At 63.7% G+C, this 19486-nt stretch carries 19 protein-coding genes; 6 read left to right on the top strand and 13 right to left on the bottom strand.

From position 1 onward, the window contains the following. Positions 1 to 44: 44 nt before the first annotated feature. Positions 45 to 971 carry a peptidoglycan-binding domain-containing protein gene (locus JVX98_RS09960; protein ID WP_205238484.1) on the bottom strand — a complete coding sequence of 309 codons (927 nt, stop codon included), beginning with the start codon at positions 969 to 971 and terminating at the stop codon, positions 45 to 47. 236 nt (positions 972 to 1207) lie between these two features. On the opposite strand from JVX98_RS09960, the gene JVX98_RS09955 reads away from it, so the two are divergent. Beyond that, positions 1208 to 1678, top strand: coding sequence for a carboxymuconolactone decarboxylase family protein (locus tag JVX98_RS09955; RefSeq protein ID WP_205238483.1), 471 nt, complete (start codon positions 1208 to 1210; stop codon positions 1676 to 1678). Further along, positions 1678 to 2535: a sigma-70 family RNA polymerase sigma factor gene (locus tag JVX98_RS09950; RefSeq protein WP_205238482.1), complete on the top strand. Its 858-nt coding sequence runs from the start codon at positions 1678 to 1680 to the stop codon at positions 2533 to 2535. The genes JVX98_RS09955 and JVX98_RS09950 overlap by 1 nt, the downstream gene beginning before the upstream one ends. Before the next feature lie 176 nt (positions 2536 to 2711). Here JVX98_RS09950 and JVX98_RS09945 read toward each other — a convergent pair whose 3' ends face one another. Further along, positions 2712 to 3134: a RidA family protein gene (locus tag JVX98_RS09945; RefSeq protein ID WP_205238481.1), complete on the bottom strand. Its 423-nt coding sequence runs from the start codon at positions 3132 to 3134 to the stop codon at positions 2712 to 2714. 169 nt (positions 3135 to 3303) lie between these two features. Between JVX98_RS09945 and JVX98_RS09940 the strand changes: the two genes are divergently transcribed. Then, positions 3304 to 3900, top strand: coding sequence for a TetR/AcrR family transcriptional regulator (locus JVX98_RS09940; RefSeq protein WP_192447176.1), 597 nt, complete (start codon positions 3304 to 3306; stop codon positions 3898 to 3900). 40 nt (positions 3901 to 3940) lie between these two features. Here the strand turns inward: JVX98_RS09940 and JVX98_RS09935 are convergent, their stop codons facing one another. From JVX98_RS09935 to JVX98_RS09925, 3 genes are all read right to left on the bottom strand, one after another. Continuing rightward, positions 3941 to 5842, bottom strand: coding sequence for an adenylate/guanylate cyclase domain-containing protein (locus tag JVX98_RS09935; protein WP_205238480.1), 1902 nt, complete (start codon positions 5840 to 5842; stop codon positions 3941 to 3943). A gap of 146 nt (positions 5843 to 5988) precedes the next feature. Then, positions 5989 to 6594, bottom strand: coding sequence for a deaminase (locus tag JVX98_RS09930; RefSeq protein ID WP_192446550.1), 606 nt, complete (start codon positions 6592 to 6594; stop codon positions 5989 to 5991). Positions 6595 to 6906: 312 nt separating this feature from the next. Then, entirely contained in the window at positions 6907 to 8373 is a 1467-nt protein-coding gene (locus JVX98_RS09925; RefSeq protein WP_043619576.1) for a nucleobase:cation symporter-2 family protein, read from the bottom strand. A gap of 375 nt (positions 8374 to 8748) precedes the next feature. Between JVX98_RS09925 and JVX98_RS09920 the strand changes: the two genes are divergently transcribed. Then, a complete protein-coding gene (locus JVX98_RS09920) occupies positions 8749 to 9039 on the top strand; it encodes a hypothetical protein (protein WP_371258892.1) in 291 nt (96 codons plus the stop codon). Positions 9040 to 9085: 46 nt separating this feature from the next. On the opposite strand, the gene JVX98_RS09915 is transcribed toward JVX98_RS09920, so the two are convergent. Together JVX98_RS09915 and JVX98_RS09910 are read right to left on the bottom strand one after the other, a co-directional pair. Continuing rightward, on the bottom strand, positions 9086 to 9991 hold the full coding sequence (locus JVX98_RS09915; RefSeq protein WP_205238479.1) for a hypothetical protein: 906 nt from the start codon (positions 9989 to 9991) through the stop codon (positions 9086 to 9088). A 195-nt stretch (positions 9992 to 10186) separates the two neighbouring features. Beyond that, positions 10187 to 10825, bottom strand: coding sequence for a glutathione S-transferase family protein (locus tag JVX98_RS09910; RefSeq protein ID WP_205238478.1), 639 nt, complete (start codon positions 10823 to 10825; stop codon positions 10187 to 10189). A gap of 287 nt (positions 10826 to 11112) precedes the next feature. Here JVX98_RS09910 and JVX98_RS09905 point away from each other — a divergent pair, with 287 nt between their 5' ends. Next, positions 11113 to 12126, top strand: a complete 1014-nt coding sequence (locus tag JVX98_RS09905) for an aldo/keto reductase (RefSeq protein WP_205238477.1) — start codon at positions 11113 to 11115, stop codon at positions 12124 to 12126. Positions 12127 to 12194: 68 nt separating this feature from the next. On the opposite strand, the gene JVX98_RS09900 is transcribed toward JVX98_RS09905, so the two are convergent. The 6 genes from JVX98_RS09900 to JVX98_RS09875 form a co-directional block, all read right to left on the bottom strand. Beyond that, positions 12195 to 13067 carry an NAD(P)H-binding protein gene (locus JVX98_RS09900; RefSeq protein WP_205238476.1) on the bottom strand — a complete coding sequence of 291 codons (873 nt, stop codon included), beginning with the start codon at positions 13065 to 13067 and terminating at the stop codon, positions 12195 to 12197. Positions 13068 to 13155: 88 nt separating this feature from the next. Then, on the bottom strand, positions 13156 to 14016 hold the full coding sequence (locus JVX98_RS09895) for an AraC family transcriptional regulator (protein ID WP_205238475.1): 861 nt from the start codon (positions 14014 to 14016) through the stop codon (positions 13156 to 13158). Between the two features lie 108 nt (positions 14017 to 14124). Further along, positions 14125 to 15066 carry an HlyD family secretion protein gene (locus JVX98_RS09890; protein WP_205238474.1) on the bottom strand — a complete coding sequence of 314 codons (942 nt, stop codon included), beginning with the start codon at positions 15064 to 15066 and terminating at the stop codon, positions 14125 to 14127. After that, positions 15063 to 15350: a DUF3302 domain-containing protein gene (locus JVX98_RS09885; protein ID WP_192446557.1), complete on the bottom strand. Its 288-nt coding sequence runs from the start codon at positions 15348 to 15350 to the stop codon at positions 15063 to 15065. Before JVX98_RS09885 ends, JVX98_RS09890 begins: the two co-directional genes overlap by 4 nt. A 137-nt stretch (positions 15351 to 15487) precedes the next feature. Beyond that, on the bottom strand, positions 15488 to 16990 hold the full coding sequence (locus JVX98_RS09880; RefSeq protein WP_205238473.1) for a M81 family metallopeptidase: 1503 nt from the start codon (positions 16988 to 16990) through the stop codon (positions 15488 to 15490). Between the two features lie 462 nt (positions 16991 to 17452). After that, positions 17453 to 18220: a transporter substrate-binding domain-containing protein gene (locus tag JVX98_RS09875; RefSeq protein WP_205238472.1), complete on the bottom strand. Its 768-nt coding sequence runs from the start codon at positions 18218 to 18220 to the stop codon at positions 17453 to 17455. A 265-nt stretch (positions 18221 to 18485) separates the two neighbouring features. Here JVX98_RS09875 and JVX98_RS09870 point away from each other — a divergent pair, with 265 nt between their 5' ends. Beyond that, the gene (locus tag JVX98_RS09870; protein WP_205238471.1) at positions 18486 to 19391 is read left to right on the top strand and encodes a LysR family transcriptional regulator; all 906 of its coding nucleotides are present in this window, start codon (positions 18486 to 18488) and stop codon (positions 19389 to 19391) included. Positions 19392 to 19486 lie beyond the last annotated feature (95 nt).

Raw genomic sequence — 19486 nt, 5'->3', positions numbered from 1 at the left:
GCGGCGACGACGTGCATAAAAACAAGAGCTTCACGCGATGAGCTTTAGCGCGCGCCCGTCGATATCTGGCTGCGGTGGAGCACATAGGCATTGGCCAGTGTGTACAGGAAATCGCGGTCACTGTAGTGCGCATAGTGGTCCAGCCTGTAGACGCGCGCGAAATTTCGGGCAGCGACCTCGAACTCCGGTCCGAGTGCATTGTCGACATCGCCAAAATAGAAGCCGATGGCCTTCAGGTATTTCTGAATGAGGCGAAGGTCGCCCTCCGCCGACTGGATGGTCAGCTTGTTGAATTCGTTGGTGGTGAAGATCGACAGGTCGTCATTGGTGTTGCGGTGCTCGAAGGTCATGACATAGCCGAGGTTCTCCGCAGCGATGAAGGCGTGCATCGTCTTCAGGATGACGTTGTAATCGACAGGCTTCCCGCTCAAGGGCGCCATGCCGCGGTTGAAGAACAGCATCATCGAGGCGATCCGCGACGTCATGGAAAAGGGACTGCTCGGCGAGTAGCCCAGCACCTCGAAGACGCAGCCGTCGGCCTCATAGTCCTCGGCCGGATCGAGCACCCGGCGCAGATACTCGTTGTCCACACCGATAATCCGGTTGTCCTTGCCATAGTGAAGCCGGCCCTTGATGGGAGCGCCCTCTTGGGTCGCGGCCTGCCCCGCCTCGACGGCCAGCTCGCGAATGGCCATGCCGAGCCGGCCCATCAGCATTGTCGCGATCACCGCCTCGACAGCGGCCTTTTCCATGCCGTTTCTGGGAATGACCGCACTGCCGTGGCCGACATAGGCATCGAGCGCGCCGAAGCTTGCTGCGAATTCCCCCTGCAGCTGGCCGTACCAGTTGGGCAAAAGCGCCTTCAGCGCAAAGCTTCGCCGCTCCAGCTTCCGCCACAGCGCCGCAAAGTCGTTAATGGTGATCTCGAAGACATACGGAATATCGAGTGCGGCATTGAATTCGTCTGCCATTGAGTACCTCCCGAAGCACTCGGCACCACCACCTGCAATAAAGAATCCCCCAAGCTACACTCACATATCGACCGAAGGCGTCATAGTCATCCATAGGGGTTAGTGCGGTGCGGCACAGGCCGGCCCCACCGAAACGATGCGCACCGACGTTTTTTTTTCAGAAAAATTCGCGGCCATGTCACACCAGCCGTTGCTCGCTCGTCATGGTATCGGAACCAACGAAAGGAAACGGAACCATGACTGCCAAGATCGACCTTTTCGCCGCTGCCCCGCAACTGATGAAGAGCTGGACCAGTGTCTCGATGGCCGTGGCCGCGAGCCTTGACACCACCATTATCGAACTCGTGAAAATCCGCGCCTCGCAGATCAACGGCTGCGCCAACTGCATCAACATGCACACCCAGGAAGCCCGCGAAAAGGGCGAGACGGAACAGCGCATCTACCTGCTTTCCGCCTGGCGCGAAGCACCCTGCTATTCCGATCGCGAGCGCGCCGCGCTAGGCTGGACCGAAGCACTGACTCGCCTGTCCGAGGGCCACGGCCACGATGCGGCCTATCAGGCGCTGAAGGACCATTTCACCGAGGAGGAACAGGTGAAACTTACGCTGATGATCAACGTCATCAACGGCTGGAACCGTCTCGCCGTCGGCTTCGGCCTCTGGGTCGACCCGGCAGCCGCCAAGGCCGCCGCGCAGGCTGCCGCCTGATGGCGGTGAGCGCCCATGAGGACGCAGCGGCGGTCTTCGATCCGCTGCGTCCAAGACTCGTCCGCGTCGCCTACCGCATGCTCGGCTCGGTCGCCGATGCGGAGGACATGGTGCAGGAGGCCTTCATCCGCTGGATGGGGGCCGACCGCACCTCCGTGCGCGAGCCGGAAGCCTTCCTGCGCCGCACCGTCACGCGGCTCTGCCTCGACCAGTTGAAATCCGCGCGCCTGAAGCGCGAGACCTATGTCGGCCCCTGGCTTCCCGAACCCGTCGTCGAGGAAGAGCCGGAGGACGACGTCACCCTGCCCCTGATGCTGGCGCTCGAACGGCTCTCGCCCTTGGAGCGCGCCGCCTTCCTGCTGCACGACGTCTTCGGCCAGAGTTTTGACGAGGTGGCCGTGACGATCGAGCGCGATGCCGCCGCCTGCCGCCAGCTTGCAGCCCGCGCCCGCACCCATGTGCGCGCGGAACGCCCCCGCTTTGAGATCGAGCAGCAGCGCGGCCTCGAACTTGCCAACGCCTTCTTTGCAGCCTCCCGCCACGGCGACATGAAGACGCTCGGCGCCATGCTTGCAGCCGATGTCAGCGTGCATGCCGACGGCGGCGGCAAACGCCCGGCCGCAATGCAGCCGATCCTCGGCTTTGATCCGGTGATGAAGGTGCACGAGCAACTGGCCGCCCTCTTTGCCAAGCACGGCTCGACGCTGATACGCGCCGGCTTCATCAATGGCCTCCCCGGCTTCGTCACCCGCGAGGCCGACGGCGAGCTGCAGACGACGGCGCTGGAGATTAAGGATGGCAAGGTCGCGGCGATCTACGTGGTGCGCAATCCGGACAAGCTGGCGCATCTGCATTAGGCGCAAGCTGTCGCGACCTGTCGCCTCGCGTTTCAATTGTCGGAGCGCTGGCCCTCGCTAGAGGCCCGCGGATCGGCACCCAAGGAGCGGATCGGTCGGTTTGACATGGCGTGCGGTGCCAGAGGGCGCCGCATCGAACGCGACGTCCCTCCAAGGCTCCAAATGCCCAACAGGCGCTAAGCCGCCCGCCCCCGCTCGGCACCACCCGCTTCGGGTATCCGCGCGATCACCTTGATCTCGAAATCGAAGCCGGCGAGCCAGTTGACGCCGATGGCGGTCCAGTTCGGATAGGGCTTTTCGGAAAAGACGCGGTCCTTGACCGCAAGGATCGTTTCGAACTGGTTCTCCGGATCGGTGTGGAAGCTCGTCACGTCGACGATGTCGTCGAAAGTGGCGCCGGCCGCCTTCAGCGTCGCTTCGAGATTGTCGAAGGCGCGCTCCACCTGGCGGGCGAAGTCCGGCTCCGGCGTGCCGTCCTCACGGCTGCCGACCTGGCCGGAAACGAACAGCAGATCGCCGGAACGGATAGCTGCGGAGTAACGGTGCTGCTCGTAGAGCGCATGCCGGCCGGCGGGAAAGATTGCATCACGTAACGTCATGGAACTTGCCTTTCTGGTTTACGGGATCGGCACAAAGGAGGACGAGCCGGATGCCGGGCCCTCCTTCACAAATGCCTTCCAATTTGATATACGGAACGTATCTGAAATAGCGAAATACGGCACGTATGTCAATTCCATATACGCACCGTATCTGAAATTGAGGGCGATGATGGCCAGAAGCCGCCAGGAAACGATGGAGGAAAACCGCGCGAAGCTGATTTCGGCGGGCCGGAAGGCCTTCGCGGAAAAGGGCTATGCCGCCGCCTCGATGGATGAACTGACCGCCGATGTCGGGCTGACGCGCGGCGCGCTCTATCACAATTTCGGCGACAAGCGCGGGCTGCTGGCCGCGGTCGTCACCCAGATCGACGGCGAGATGGCCGCCCGCGCCAAGGAGATCGGCGCCGGTGCCGCAGCCGGCGACCACTGGCAGGCGATGCTTGCCGAAGGGGCCGCCTATATCGAGATGGCGCTCGATCCCGAGGTGCAGCGCATTGTGCTGCTCGATGGCCCGGCCGTGCTCGGCGATCCCTCGAAATGGCCGAGCCAGAACAGCTGCCTGTTGGCGACGAAGCGGTCGGTGGAGCATCTGCTGGACAAGGGCGTATTGAAACCGGTCGATGCGGAAGCGGCCGCGCGGCTCTTGAGCGGTGCCGCGCTCAACGCCGCCCTCTGGGTTGCCGCCAGCGACGAGCCGAAGACGGTTTTGCCGAAAGCGATCGACGCCTTCCGCGCCATGGCGACCGGGCTGCTCGCGGATCGCTGATCCGCCAACGAACCAGTCTCGACGACCGCCGTGGTGGAGACTATCCGCGCGTGCCGGCCAGTTCCCAGAGATCGATGCCGCCCGAGCGCCCCTTCACATGCACCATGCCCATCGCGCGGAAGTCGAAGAGATCGGCAACGGCTGCATGCACCGCCCCGCTCACCAGGATCGAGGTGTTGTACTCCTTGTTCAGCCCTTCGAGCCGCGAAGCGACATTGATCGTGTCGCCCATGGCCGTGTATTGCTGGCGCGCAATCGCACCGAAGCTGCCGACGACCGCCGGCCCCGTATGCACGCCAAAACGCGTGAACAGTTCCGGACGACCGCCTTTGCGGTTGGTCTCGTTGAGGCGATCGACCGCTGCCTTCATCGCCAGCGCGCAATGACAGCCATTCTCGATGTGCTGCGGATCGGCAACCGGCGCGTTCCAGATGACGAAAATGCTGTCGCCGAGATACTGGATCACCGTTCCGTGGTACTGCTCGGCCACCGCGTTCAGCATCTCGAAATAGGCCGAAAGAATATCGACGACCTCCTCGGGCGAATGCTGTTCGGAGATGGTGGTAAAATCGCGCACGTCGGTGAAAAGCGCGGTCACCTCCTGTCGCCTGCCGCGAACCGCCGCGCCGCCCTCGGGGTCGATGATCCGGCGGACCACCTCGCGCGGAACGTAAAGCGCAAACTGGACGATGGCGCGCCGGCTGGCGGAAAGCGCGCCGCCAAGCGTGTTGATCTCGGTGATCCAGGAATGCGGAGCGTCGTTGCCGGCAAAGTTCAGGTCGCCGATCCGCCGCGCCTCGTCGGCAAGGTGATAGAGCTTGCGGCTGATCACCCGTGACAGCATCAGCGAGCCGATGACACCCGCCACCAGCAGGCCCCCGGCAATCATCAGGTTGCGCACCAGCAGCCGGTTTGCCTGCGCCACCAGGTCCTGCAGCGGCACGACGATCGCGACCGAGCTGCCCTTGAACTGGCCGGCAACGCTGACCGGCGCGATCTGCACCAGATAGCGCTCGCCGGCAAACTCGGCCTCGGTAAGCCCGCCACCCGCATAGACGGAGTCCTTGCGCAGCCCGGCGACGACGTCGAGGCTCGGATCGAGGCTGCGCATATCGGCCCCGCGCCCGCCCGACCAGGCCCCGAGGATCATGCTCATGACCGCGGGATCGGAATGGGCGACGAGGTTGTTGTCGCTGCCGATGACATAGGACCGGGCCCGCGGCGAGATCTCGCGCGCATCGAGCAGGCGGCTGACGGTCTGCAGGTGAATGTTGGTGCCGACCACAATGCCGCGAGTCCCCTTCAGCGGCGCTGCCAGCGCCAGGGTCGGCACCTTGAGCGTGCCCGTGACATAGGGCCCGACGGAAACCGGACCGCCGGTTCGAAGGGCCGCCTGATACCAGGGGGTCTGACGCGGGTCGAAATTCGTGCGCTCGAACGGACGTTCCCCGATCTGCTTGGCCCCAGCATCGAGGAAGCGAAGCGTCGAGACTGTGCCCGCGTCCTGCCCATGGGCCAGCAGGCGGACCGCAAAGGCCGTGCCCACAGGCGCTTCGAGCGCCTGGCGCACATAGTCTCGCTCCGTATTGATCACCTGCAGGTAGGAGCCGTCGGGATAGCCCGCATAGATGCTCGTCGCGTTGGAAACGCTTCTGAGCACCTCCAGGAAGAATTGCTCTTTCGGCTGCAGGTCGCCGGGTGGCGCGACGGCCAGCTGCGGCACGGTGGACGCAAGCGCCACCGCCTCGTGGCCGCCTTCGAGCGCATTCCTGTAGCCCTCGATCAGCCGCAGGCTCATCTCGCGCATGTGCTTCTCGCCGGCAAGGATCGCCGCCTGCCGCCCCTGGCTGAAGGCCATCCAGATGATCGGCGTTGCCGTTAAGACGAGCAGCGCGACCACGAGCACGCTGAGATGCACCCTGAGAGGCCTGGACCAGTTCACGCAGTTCCCCCGAAACGCGACTGTACGCCGGCGACCCTAGCACCTGCCTTCATAAGGAGGAATGCATATTCTTTCAAAGAAATAGGCCATTTCACGCCCTGACGAGAGAATGAAATGGCCCGGTTCAGGTGAAGGCTTTTCTTGCCTCAGTTCAGCGGGATGGCGTTGCCGTCCTTGCTGTCCTGATAGGCGGAGGAGAGTTCGTCGTATTTCGCGCGGATCGCCTCGGCGCGGGCCTTCAGGCCGCTCCGCTGCGGCTCGGGCAGAGCGTCGATCAGCGCGTGGATCGACTGGCCCTTCCAGAACGCATTCGTCCGGTTGTAGCCGCCGGGCTCCAGCGTGAAGACCTCCTTCAGGATCTTCAGGTCATGCGGGATGGAGAAACTGTCGCGCGAATCCTCGTGGCTGAAGAAGTAGAAGAAGTTGTCGAAGCCCGCCCAGGTGATCGCCGAAAGGCACATCGAGCACGGCTCGTGCGTGGAGAGGAAAATGAGGTCGCGGCTGTCCGGGCGCTCCGTTCCCTCGATCTCGTAGAAGCGCTTCAGCGTGTGAACTTCGCCGTGCCAGAGCGGGTTTTCCGTTTCGTTGTTGGTTTCCACGAGCACGGTCGAAAGATCGGATTTGCGCATCAGCGCGGCGCCGAAGATCTTGTTGCCGGCGGCAACGCCTGCTTCCGTCGCCGGAATGATGCCCTTCTCCATCGTGCCGAGCAGCGCATCGAGGAGCGCGTAGTTGTCGGTCTGCTGTGTCATTCCCAGTGTCCTTTCGTTGGGGTTCAAAGCAACGCCAGGAAAAACAGGAAACGGTCCCCTGCCCGGAATGGCGGTATTTCAAAGCAATCCTAGGAAAAGTGCGAAGCGGTTTTCCGTCGAGGATTGCGTATTTCAGAGCAATCCTAGGAAAAGTGCGAAGCGGTTTTCCGCCCAGGATTGCGTATTTCAGAGCAATCCTAGGAAAGGTGCGAAGCGGTTTTCCGTGCGGGATTGCATATTTCAGAACAAATCCCGGGAGAAGTCTGAAGCGACCTCCCGCCGGGATTGGGCATGCTTAGAGATCGCGCCCGTTCAGTGCGCCTCGATCAGCGGCACCTCCACGCCCTTGGCGTCGTAGAGCTTGCCGTTGAGGAAGTAGTCGCCGTCATGCAGGCGGGCAATGTCCTGGTAGCGGATCGTGCGCTCCGTTGCCGCCACGAACACCGATTGCTGGTCGGAATTGCCCACGGTGAAGTGGTTGAACAGGAGGTTGAGCAGGATTGCCATGACCGCCGCCGACGAGATGCCCGAATGGAAGATCGTCGCGACCCAGGTCGGGAAGTGCTCGTAGAAACCGGGCGCTGCGATCGGGATCATGCCGAAGCCGATCGAGGTCGCAACGATCACCAGGTTCATGTTGTTGTTGTACTCGACCTTGGACAGCGTGCGGATGCCGCTGGCTGCAACCGTGCCGAAGAGCACGATGCCGGCGCCGCCGAGAACCGAGGTCGGAACGGAAGCAACGATACGCCCCATGACCGGCAAGAGGCCGAGGGTCACCAGGAACATGCCGCCGGTCGCCACCACGTAGCGGCTCTTTACGCCCGTCACCGCCACGAGGCCGACATTCTGGGCAAAGGCGCTCTGGGTGAAGGAACCGACGATCGGCGCGAGAATGCTCGACAGCATGTCGGCGCGAAGGCCGTCGCCGAGCCGGCGCGAATCCACCTTGGTCTCGACGATCTCACCGACGGCGAGAATATCGGCCGAGGTTTCGACCAGCGTCACCATGATGACGATCAGCATCGAGATGATTGCGGCAAGCTCGAAGGTCGGGTAGCCGAAATGGAAGACCTTCGGCAGTGCGAAGACCGGACCGTTGGCAACCTGCGAAAAATCGGTCATGCCGGCCACATAGGCGATGCCCGTGCCGATGACGATCGAAAGCAGGATCGAAAGCCGCGAGATCGACGCATTGCCGAGCTTGCTCAACAGCAGGACGATGATCAGCGTCACCGCTGCAAGCTGGATATTGGCGGTGCTGCCGAAGTCCGGCGCCGCCTTGTTTCCGCCCATGGCCCAGAAGGCCGCAACCGGCATCAGCGTAAGACCGATGGTGGTGATCACGATGCCGGTCACCAGCGGCGGAAAGAAACGGGTGATGCGCGAAAACACCGGCGTGATCAGAAGACCGATCAGCGAAGCCACGATCACCGCGCCCAGAACCGCCGGAATGCCGCCATTGCCCGAAATCGCGATCATCGTCGCAACGCCGGAGAACGAAACGCCCTGCACCAGCGGCAGGCGGCTGCCGAAGAACGGCACGCCGATCGTCTGCAGGATGGTCGCAAGCCCGCCGGCAAAAAGCGAGGCGGTCACGAGCAGGCCGACATCGGCGGAATTCAACCCGGCCGCCTGGCCGAGGATCAACGGAACGGCGACGATGCCGCCGTACATGGTCAAGACGTGCTGCAGCCCGTAGGCCAGATTGGCACCGACACTCAGCCGTTCGTCTTCGGGATTTTCCGGTAGTGCATTTTCCTCTGCAATGCTTGCCAAGGGTATCTCCTCCATACCTTGTGCGATTGCCCCGTCTCCAGCGGGACAAGCAAAAAGGTAACCGAAGGAGGACAAATCTCGTCTTCCTAAAAAAGGCGAAACACCTTTCGGGATTCGACTGGGAATAGGTAACGGCCGTTTCGACGCCCATTCGGGCCGATTGGCAGCGACGGCCAAGACCGACTTCCGACCGGCTGCGGCACCCGAAAGCCCGGTCAAGCGGGTCCAGATAGACCCAAAGATGGAACGGCAGCAATCTTCAGCTTGGCGTTGAGTTCAGCTAAAGAATTTGTCGCGAGTTCTCGCAATAACATATTCCAACAGGTTGAAAACATGAAAAAGTTTAACTTCGCCCTTCTGGCGTCGGCAGTTGTCATGTGCCTATCGACGACAGCAAAAGCCGAGGACCTCGTCTTCACGCTGAAGAACGGGACCAATTCTGTCCTGAACAATTTCTACGCCTCTCCGACCGGCGTCGACAACTGGGAAGACGACATCTTCGGCCGGCAGGCTCTTGGCCCCGGCGAAGAGATGGAAATCACCATTGCCGACGGCCGCAGCGTCTGCCGGTACGACATGCGCTTCGAGTTCCAGGGCGACGATCTCGACACGACGACCGATACGCAGGACCTCTGCGAAATGGGTTCCTACACGATCCACGAGTAAAGAACGCCCGGCGGGGAGCCTCAGCGGACCCCCGCCGCATGCGCCTTCAGGCGGCCTCCAATACACCGCTAGCGCGACAGGTTTCGGCAAAGGCGATCGAAACGGCCGAGAGCTTGATGGCCTGCCAATAGCGGTAGTCGTGCACCAGGGCCGTCGAAATCCAGCACGCGCCGCGATTGCTCGTCTTCGCCCAGCCGATCAACCCCGCCTCGCGCGCCAGGCCAAAGAGCCGCGCCGTATGGGTTCTGGAAATGCGGTACCGGCTCGACAGGGCATTGGGAGACACTCTTCCGATCCAGATCGGCGCAGCACTTTCGCCAGCCAGCGCTGGCGCATTCTTGATCAGGTCGTGCAGCACGCTGCTTCCGGAATCCGAACAGACGAACTTGGCGATGCTTGGTGGCGGCTTGTGCCAGTCGCGACGCGCCAGCAGCAGGCGCGCGAAACGGGGCTGCGCGCCATGCAAGAGACCGGGCTCCTGCCGCGACAGCGCATAGCGGTCGCCGCCATCGATGAGATCGAGCGCGCGCAGATGAATATCGAAGTAGCGCCGGATGAGCGCCTCGCTCATCTCCGTCGCGCGAACAGCGCGCTGGCGGCCGTCTCCACGCTCCAGCGGTTCGACAAAGCGGTATCTCCGCATTTCCAGGAGAAAGGCATGCACCGTGTTGCGGCTTGCGATCGCGCTCATGGTGCGGGCGAGATTGCCCGGTGAAATCGGCAGGCAAGCCCTATCCTGCAGATGCTCGAAATGCATGGCCATCGTCATCTGGCTGAGCATCCAGCGCCGCAGATCCGCCACGTAGTGCACTTCCCGCGGCAAGGCGAGATGCGTTTCCAGCAGTTCGCGCGCAGCGGAATCGAGCCCCTCGCGAAAACGATCCATCCGGACCAGATCTTCGGCAGTATAGGGCGGCGACAGCGCCGCGGCGGAAACGACGGATAACGGCATGATCGGGAGTTTCCGGCAGGGTCGACCGCGCGGGATGGCGGCCGACCGGAAGGAAGGTTGCAGACCCATCATACTGGGATCGCAGACGAAATCCAGCGTCCGGAGACCTGCCGCCAGGCCGGGAAGCGCCCGCTTCGAAACCACCCGCGACTGCCGCCGAAAGCGCCCCGCGCAGGCCGCCCGACGAGCCGCCTATCAAGCCGGAAGCGGCGGCATCTCGGGCGCGACGAGCCCGCCGAAAGGATCGTGCCAGACCTCGATCTCGTCCAGCCGCCCGGCCCAGCGCGCAAGCGCCGGATAGTCCGCGATCGGCAGCCGCGCCGCGTCGTTGTAGGGCAGGAACGTCGCCATGCGGAAATCGGCATAGGAAATGCTATCGCCCAGCAGCCAGGCGCGGCCTGTCAGCTCTTCCTCCAACAATCGCGCCGCCCTGTGAAAGCCCCTCAACCCCTCCTCCACCATCGCCTCTTCGCAAGGGCCGATGCCGTAGCGCAGCTTGGTGCCGCGCTCCCAATGCACCATGTCGCAGGCCTTCACGAAGTTCTCCTTACCCCAGCTGATCCAGCGGATCATCTCCGGCTCGTCGTCATCCCTTCGCCAGAAATTGGAACCGAGCTTTCGGGATAGAAAGCAGGCGATCGCATCCGCCTCCCAGAGCGCCCGGCCGGGACGCTCCAGGATCGGCAGAAGCAGGTTGGGATTGAGCGGCCGATAGCGGTCCGCTTGCCCCGGCGCCAATGGCTCGGCAAATTCGAAGGCGACCTCGGCCTTCAGAAACCGCGCTGTTGCCACGGCCAGACGCGGATTGGGGTTTCGGCTGAAATAAAGCTTCATGCGGCGTCGCTCCCTGTTACACTTCATGAAGACGAACCAAGGCGGCGTTTGCCGACAGCCGGAAACAACAATAATCGGCGATCGCGGCGAAAGCCGGCGATCGGCGATCGATAGCCGCCGATGCGGTTTCCAGCCAGCCATCTGTGAATTCGTTTCTCAATTCCTGCGAAATCCGCCTGCCTAATGCCGATCCGCAGCCCGACCTATCTCTCTGCCCGACAGCGATGCCTCACCGATCGCAGCACCGCACATCAACACCTGCCATTCAACAGCAAAGGACAGGACACATGACACTCAAGGATATTCTGCCCGGCAAGCTCGGCTTTGGCGCAGCTCCGCTCGGCAACATGTTCCGCGAAATCCCCGAACAGGAAGCGCTTGCGACCGTCGAGGCCGCCTGGAACGACGGCATCCGCTATTTCGACAACGCTCCCTTCTACGGCGCCGGCCTTGCCGAGATCCGCATGGGCGAGGCGCTCGCCGGACGCCCGCGTGACGAATACGTCATCAGCACCAAGGTCGGCCGGGTGATCCTCGACGAGATCGAGGATGTCAGCGCCCGCGACCTCGGCGAGAAGGGCGACGTCTTCCGCTACGGCCGCCCCAACAAGATCGTCAACGACTACACCCATGACGCGACGCTGCGCTCGATCGAAGACAGCCTCAAGCGCCTGAAGACCGACCGGATCGAGATCGCCTTCGTCCACGACGTCGCCCAGGATTTCTACGGCGACGAATGGCTCGACGTCTTCGAGACCGCACGCAAGGGCGCCTTCAAGGCGCTCGACAAGTTGCGCGACGAGGGCGTGATCAAGGCTTGGGGGCTCGGCGTCAACCGGGTCGAGCCGATCGAACTGCTGCTGGCGCTCGAAGGCCCCCGCCCCGATGGCTTCCTGCTTGCCGGCCGCTACACCCTGCTTGACCATGATCGGGCGCTGCAGCGCGTCATGCCCGAAGTCACCAAGCGCGGCCTCGGCATCGTCGTCGGCGGCCCCTATAGCTCCGGCGCGCTCGTCGGCGGCCCGAACTTCGAATATGCCCCGGCGACGCCCGCCATCCTCGACAAGGTTGCGCGCATCAAGGCGATCGCCGACCGTCATGGCATCTCGATGAAGGCGGCCGGCCTGCAGTTCTCGCTCGCCAACCCCGCGGTCGCCGCCGTCATCCCCGGCGCCAGCCAGCCTTCCCGCATCGCCGAAGACCGCGCCGCCCTCAACGAGGCCGTTCCGGCCGACTTCTGGCGGGACCTGCGCGCAGCCGGCCTCGTCAACCCGGAGGCGCCGCTGCCGATTGCCGGCTAAGCAATTCCAGGAAAAGTGCACAGCGGTTTTCCGACCGGAATTGCGTCTGTACGAAACCTTGAAACCCATCAGGCCGGCGCGAAGGGCCGCAGGGCCTCGACCAATCCGGTCGTTCCATAACGAACCTCGCCGCCCGGCTCGACGTCGATCAGCCCGCCCTTGTTATGGGCGTCGTAGAGATCGACCAGAAGCCGGGCGGTGCTTGCGCTCAAGGCCCGCTCCAGCGCCTCCTGCCACGCGCCGCGCGGCACCGCTTGCGCCATGATCGTACGCCCGAGCAACGGGCCCAGGGCCGCGGCCACGTCGCTGGCGCTATAGCGGCGCGGTCCCTCGACATGCACGATCTGCTCCACCGTTTCCGCGACCGGGCGGCGGAGCAGGTCCGCAGCCATGCGCCCCACGTCTCCGGTCGAAACGGCGGCAAAGCTCCGCTCCACCGGATGATGCAGGCTCGGAAGGGCACCGGTCGCGATCGCCGCCGGGATGCCGCGCGCCCAGCCTTCCATATGCTCGGCCGATCGCAGGAAGATCTTGGGCATGTCGAGCCGGCGAAGCCGCTCCTCGAAGAGACGGAAGACGGTGGGCATGCCGATATCCTCGGGCACGTGGGCGCCATAGTCGGAGATCGCCAGCACGCGTTTCGGCCGCGCCTGCGCCAGCGCTCCCACCATGCTCTCGGTGAGCGAACGCATTTCCGCTCTGGCATCTTCGGCCTTGAGCGGCGGCGGCAGGATGATCTGCACGGCCTCGGCTTCCGCGATCGCCGCCCCGAGCGCTGCCGTGTCACGCAAATCGGCAAAGGCGACGTCGCAGCCGATCGCCTGCAATGGACCGGCCTTTGCCGGATCGCGCAGCACCGCCCGCACCGGCAGCCCCTCCGCGCGCAGGGCCGACGCCGTTGATGTCCCGACCTTTCCGGCCGCTCCGAGAATGACGAACATGATCTTTTTTCCTTGCTGAAGACGGGCAAGGACTAGGGATCAGGCGGAACCCGGTCGCACAGATTCAGCCAGGATTTTGCAGCTTCGGTCAGATTTCGCCGGAGCGCCGCATGATTGCGCCCGGCGTCTCGCCGAGCAGCCGGCGCATGGTCGAGGCCATATGGCTTTGATGGGAAAAGCCCGCGGCGACCGCGATCTCGCTCGCCGGCAGGTTCGTCGTGGTCATCAGCGCGCGGGCAAATTCCACACGGCGACGGATGACATATTGATGCACCGGCAGGCCGGTGCTGTTGCGAAAGAGGATTTTCAGCCGGGTGGCGCTCAAGCCCGCGACCGCGGCGAGATCGGCCAGATGAAGCCGCTGGTCCAGATGGGTCTCGATGTACTCGGTCAGCCCCCGCAACTGCCGCGCCGAGAGCTTGGGTTCGCTGTGCCCTTCCGCCCGCGCGCCGCCGGTCGCGCTTTCGATCAGCCGCACGGCCAGCGCATTGGCGAGAAGGTCGACATAGAGCGGATCGGACGGCGTCTCCGCTTCGAGATCCGCCTTGATCGCCCAGCCGATCGCCTCGAGCCGGGCATCGCGGACCTGCATCTGCGGCAGCAGCTCGACGCTCTCCCGCCCGAGATCCGCCGCCACGCCATCGAGCAGCGCGCGCGAGAAACTCAGCCTGAGGATCCGACAGTCCGCATCGTCCTCCCAGGAACCGTCGACGCCCGCCGGCACGATATCGATATCGCCCGGCTTCTGCACCCGTCGCATGCGCCGCCCGCCGCAGCGGCAATCGGCGTTGACCGGCGGCCCGAAATGCATGCCCAGCCGATGCATGTCACCGCCGGGCACATGCACCAGCCCGCGCGGAATATGGATGAAATCCGCGGCAAGCCCCTTCCACGCCCGTCCGGCGCTCGTGAACAGAACCTGCGGCGTCTGGATTGCGGAAAGTGTCATGATCTGTCGCCGTCCTGATGCCGGTTTGCGGGCACCATGCTACGTCCCAAACGGCCACCGAACAACCACGCGCAAAAACCTGCGGACGACAAAGGATCAGAACGGGGGTCAGAACGGATTGACGTAGTTGGTGATCGCGATCTGGCGCAAGAGCACCCGGCGGATCACGTGCGCAGCCTTCACCCGCTCGGTAAAGATCGCCGCATCGCCCGTGGCGCCGGCCGGCAGCCGTGCGGCGAAGGCCTGGTCGTCGAGTTTCACCCGCACGATGAACGGCGCGGCCGAAAGCGCCTCCGGCGTCACCGCCGTGCCGGACACCCTCGCCTGCCCGGAGGCGATCGCCTGCAGCACGCTTTCGACCGTGCCGGTGTAGGTCTCGCCGGGCGCGAACTTGAAGGTCGCCTCCACCATCTGTCCGGGCTTGATGTAGCGCGCGTCGATCTGGTTGATCTCGACCCCGATGATCGTTTCCGACGTGTCGATGAAGGCCATGGCCGGCGACAGCGGCAGCGTCGTCACGCGCGCGCCCTTGCGCAGCGCAAGGTTGGTCACGTAGCCATCGGCCGGCGCCCGCACCGTCGTCTTGCCGAGCTCCCACTCGGCATTGCTGATCTGCGCCTTCAGATTGTCGACGTCCGCCTGGCGCTGCTGGACGTCGAATTCGGTTGCGGCATCACGCGACTGCAGCTTCGTCATCTGCGAAAGCCGGAGCTCCTGCAGCGACAGCTGGGCCTGCAGCGCGTCCACCTTCGCCTGGTAGGGCACGGGATCGATGCGGAAGAGCACGTCGCCGGCCTTGAGCGGGGCGTTGGAAACGACCGGCACCTCCAGCACCTCGCCTGAGACATCGGGCACGATCGCGACCGAATTGCGCACCACCAGCGCCTCGCCCTGCGGCGCGCCCCAGTTCATCGGAATGAACAGGCCGACGAGCAGCAGCAGGAACACGATCGCCGGCGAAATCTTCCAGAAGAGATTGAAGGTAACGATCCTAAGCTTCACCAGGAGGAAGAGGATCGCCAGGTAGACGTTGAAGAGAAAGACGATCATGGCTGGCGCGCCTCGCTCGGATGAACGTCGCCGGCGGGGACAGCGCCCGGAGGCGCCCCGGTCGGACGCGGCACGTCCACATAGGCCCAGACGAGCGCGATCGGCCAGAGCGCGAAGCCGAGGAACAGCGTCACCCAGCCCGCGACATTGACGGCCTCGCTCCAGGGATGGTTGCGGCGTCTCGCAATCGAGCCCGGCAGCATGGCGAGAAATATGAGAACCGCGACCGTGCTCACCACAAGCACGATCAGCACGATCCAGGCGAAAAGATCGATGAAGCTCATGAAGTTGCGCTCCCTTCATGACAGGGACGCTAGCCGCAAAGGCGGGCACTGCGGGAGTACGTAACAGTTACCGCGCCATACGGCTGCCCCTTTCGAGGGCGCAGCCATGAACCTTGACCAGTGAACGGCAGCCCGCCTCAGGCGAGGTCGCCGTGATCCAGCGGATAGACCGGCCGCCGCACGCGCTGGAATTTCCGCGCGCCGATATTGGCGCTGCTGAGGCCATTGCCGTCGATCTCAACGATCTCGGAGGCGATCGGCCCAAAGGCGGCGCGGAAGTGCTGCTGCGATTTCACGACGACGATGGCGTAATCGGAAGGCTCGATGCCGACGGCACGGAAGAGGTTGCGATCGAGCATCTGCTGGCGTTCGCTGCAGATGAGGATGTCGATGCCTTCGACGTGTAAGCGCACGCTCGGTCCCATCGTCGCCGGCAGGCCCTGGAACATTGGCCCCTCGAACACGATCCTGCCGTCCGAGATCGCGTCCACCCTGCCCTTGACCTTGATCGGACCGCCGCCGACTTGCGGATCGATCTTGCAGCCGAGTGTCACCTCTCGTGTCGCGCCGATGCCGGCAGTGATCAGCTCGGCCACGACTTCCGGATCGCAGAGCGCGCCGAAAGCCGCCCTCTCGACGCCGATCGCCAGCAGCCGGGCGAGCACGCAGGTGGAATCGCTGTAGGCGCCGCAGCCGGGATTGTCGGAGAAATCGGCGATCACCAGCGGCGCGTTCGCATCTTTCGAAAGATGCGCCGAAACGATGCCGGGCAACGCGTCGAGCGGCAGCTGCACGTCCTGATGCTCGCGCCGGTCCCAGATCTCGCGGCAGAGACGCTCGGCTTCCGCTTCCGCGTCTTCGGGCGAAACCCGGTTGCGGTCGTAGCAGATGACCGCCGAAGGACCGGTGTTGAAGATATCGGCATCGTAGAAGCCGGCATTGATCGAGGTCGAGAGCACGCCGTCGCGCGCTGCGATCCCGTCGGCAATTTCGAGCAGCTCGGTCATGGCGCAGGCGTGGGTCGTGCGCCCGTCATTGCAGCCGTTCAGCATCGGCGGCTGGCGGATGGCGAGCGCCGCGCGGGTTTCGCCGCGCATGGCGCGGTTCAAGAGCGCGCCGGCCTTGTGGGCGCATTCGGCCATGTCGACATGCGGATAGGTGCGGAAGGAGACGGCGATATCGAGCAGGCCGGCCATCTCGGGCGCCGAATTGGCGTGCAGGTCGAAGGTCGCGGCGATCGGAAGCTCCGGCCCGACGATGCCGCGCACTACCTCCAGCAACTGGATCTGCGCATCGTCAGCCGTTTCCGTGCACATGGCGCCGTGGAAGACGATGAAGACGCCGTCGAGCCTTTCGCCTTCAAGCGCGCCTTGGAGATCGGCGACGAAGCGTTGCCGCATCGCCTCCTCGATCCTGCCGCCGGGCTCGGCCCGCGCCGCCACCGTATAGACCGGCTGCCAGCCATAGCGATCGCAGCAGTCGATGAAGCCGCCAATCTCCGAATTGGTGCCGCGGCAATGGCTCTCGATCTCGGCCCCGACGAAATAGTGGCAGGCCTCGAAATCGCGAAACCCGGTCTTGAGCTTCGAAAACGTGTTGGTTTCCTGGTTGAATTCGAGAACGGCGACCCTGAAGCTCATCGCATGCACTTTCATTTGCGGATTGGAGAAGAAGAAGACGGGCGCCGGGGAAAACGCGAAACCCCGGCGCCGCCCCTGTCCGCCTGTCGCGCGATGCGTCGAACGCAGAACGCGACAGGCGAAGTCTGGGTGGAGTTGGACTTGGATCCGCGGCGGCGCTCACGGTACCTTGGAAGAGACGTCCCTCACGCATCTTTCGAGGAGGTTGCCCTCTCATCGGGTTGAACCCGAGGACGAGCCCTCTCCCCGCAGGCGGGCAGTGGGAACGCGTTCAGCGGCCCCCCTTCACCCGAGGCATGCCTTCCGATGGAGGCACAGCGACACCGCCGAGAGTGGAGCGAGCGGCTGCCGCACCCTCCTTCTCCCGCCAAGTGGGGCGAAGGTGGCCGGCAGGCCGGATGCGGGGCAGAACCGCAAACCTCAGCCGGCACGGCCGCAGACCTCAGCGGGCGCGCGTCACCCTCAGCGGAAATACTCGCTCGTGGTCTTCGGCTTGGCCATGATGTCGAAGTCGAAATACTGCTTGCGGATCTTGTCGTAGGTGCCGTTTTCCATGATCGTCTTCAGGCCGGCATTCAGCTTGGCAAGCAGCGCCTCGTCGCCCTTGCGCACTGCCATGGCGTTGCCCTCGGCCGTGTCGAGCACGAAGCTTTCGCCGACAAAGGCGCAGCAGCCGCTTTCTTCCTTGGCCAGCCACTCGGTAAAGGCCATCTGCCCTTCGAGGATCAGGTCCAGCCGACCGTTTTCCATGTCGAGAAACACTTCGCTCATCGTCGGATAGAGCTTCACTTCGCTATCCGGAAAGAACTGCTGCAGCGCTTCGACCGCGACCGAGCCGGACTGCGTGCCGATCACCTTGCCCTTCAGCGCCTCGGGCGAAATGTCCTTGAGGCCGAGATCCTTGCGGGCGACGAAGCGCATGGCGTTGAAATAGTAAGGGGTGGTGAAATCGACCTGCGTCTTGCGATCCGGGTTGATCGCCATCGAGGCGATCATGACGTCGAACTTCTTGGCCTGAAGTGCGGGAATGATGCCCGCCCATTCGTTGGTGCTCCAGACGCAGTCCGCCTTGATCTCGGCACAGACGGCCTGGCCGATATCGTAGTCGAAGCCTTTGATCTCACCGGCGGCGGTTACATAGTTGAACGGCGCGTAGTCGCCCTCGGTGCCGATCGCCAGCGTCTCGGCCTTGGCTGTGCCGGCCGCAAGTAGCACCGCAATCGCAGACATGGTCATGAACTTCTTTATCATCTCGCTCCCTCTGTCCTTCCCTTCGACCGGGCAGGCAGCCTCATCCGCAGCGGCATTCGGGTCGCACCCGACCTGCCCCTATGCGCGGAACTGCCTGTGTTTTCGGCCGATTTCAGTTTTCGTTTTGCTTTATTATGCTTCGACAATGCGCGAAGACAGCCGCCCTTCGCAAGGTGAAAGAAATCATTCCAGACATCGAAAAAATTCATGCTACGCTGCCGGCGACCCAGACCTGGAGAAGCGGATGCGTGATCTGCCGAGCCTCAAATCCCTGCGCGCCTTCGAGGCGGCCGCACGCAATGGCAGCCTGACGGCGGCGGCCGACGAGCTCTGCATCGGCCAGGGCGCGATCAGCCACCAGATCCGCAACCTGGAGCTCAATCTTGGCCTTCGGGTTTTCGTGAGGAAACAGCACGGTGTCGAACTGACGCCGGAGGGCGGGCTGCTCTACGCCTCCTGCCAGCGCGCCTTCGACGATCTCGAAGGCGTCGTCCAGCACATCCGCCCACGCACGAGCGACAAGATCCTGCGCGTCCGGGTCGGGCCGTTCTTCTCGATGAAGGTGATCGCGCCGCGCATCTCGGAGTTCCTCACCGCCAATCCTGGTGTGCAGATCCACCTCTCCCACCTCGAAACCATCACCGCCGGCACCGGCCCGGCCGATGTCAGCATCGCCTATTGCCTGCAGCCGCCTGCTGGACGCTTCACCCGCAAGCTGCTGCGCGAACGCCTGGTGCCCGTCTGCGGCCGCGACCTTTGGCAGGAAGACAGGCAGGCGCTGCTGTCCGGCAACCGGCTGCATTATCGCGGCCTTCAGGAATGGCAAAGCTGGATCGCCTCTTCGGGCCTGGCGCTGCCACGCAGCCGCCAGGACCTGATCTTCGACGACCAGCACATCATCCTCGAAGCGGTGAAGGAGGGCCAGGGCGTGGCGCTGATCGACCGCACCATGGCCGAACACGAGTTCAAATCCGGCCAGATCCGCCTCGCCCACGACCATTTCTACGAGCCGGCCGAAACCTACCAGTTCGTCTGCCAGGAGGACCTGTTGCGCACGAAGCCGGTAACGAAGGCCTTCCTCAACTGGCTGATCGCCGAGATCGAGGAGCGGGAGCGGCAATCGGCGGGAGGCGGCAAGGACGCATATTAAAGTAAGCCCTTCTATCCGAGGCGCTATTCAGGCTCGCGTTGCAAGAAGTTGTTGAACAGCCAAGCTAAGCTGCTTGTTCTCCTGTTTTAACCACG

It is taken from the genome of Ensifer sp. PDNC004 (assembly GCF_016919405.1).
Classification (GTDB): Bacteria; Pseudomonadota; Alphaproteobacteria; order Rhizobiales; family Rhizobiaceae; genus Ensifer.
Note: the sequence above shows the minus strand (reverse complement) of the source record. Positions and strands in the feature narration are given on the sequence as shown.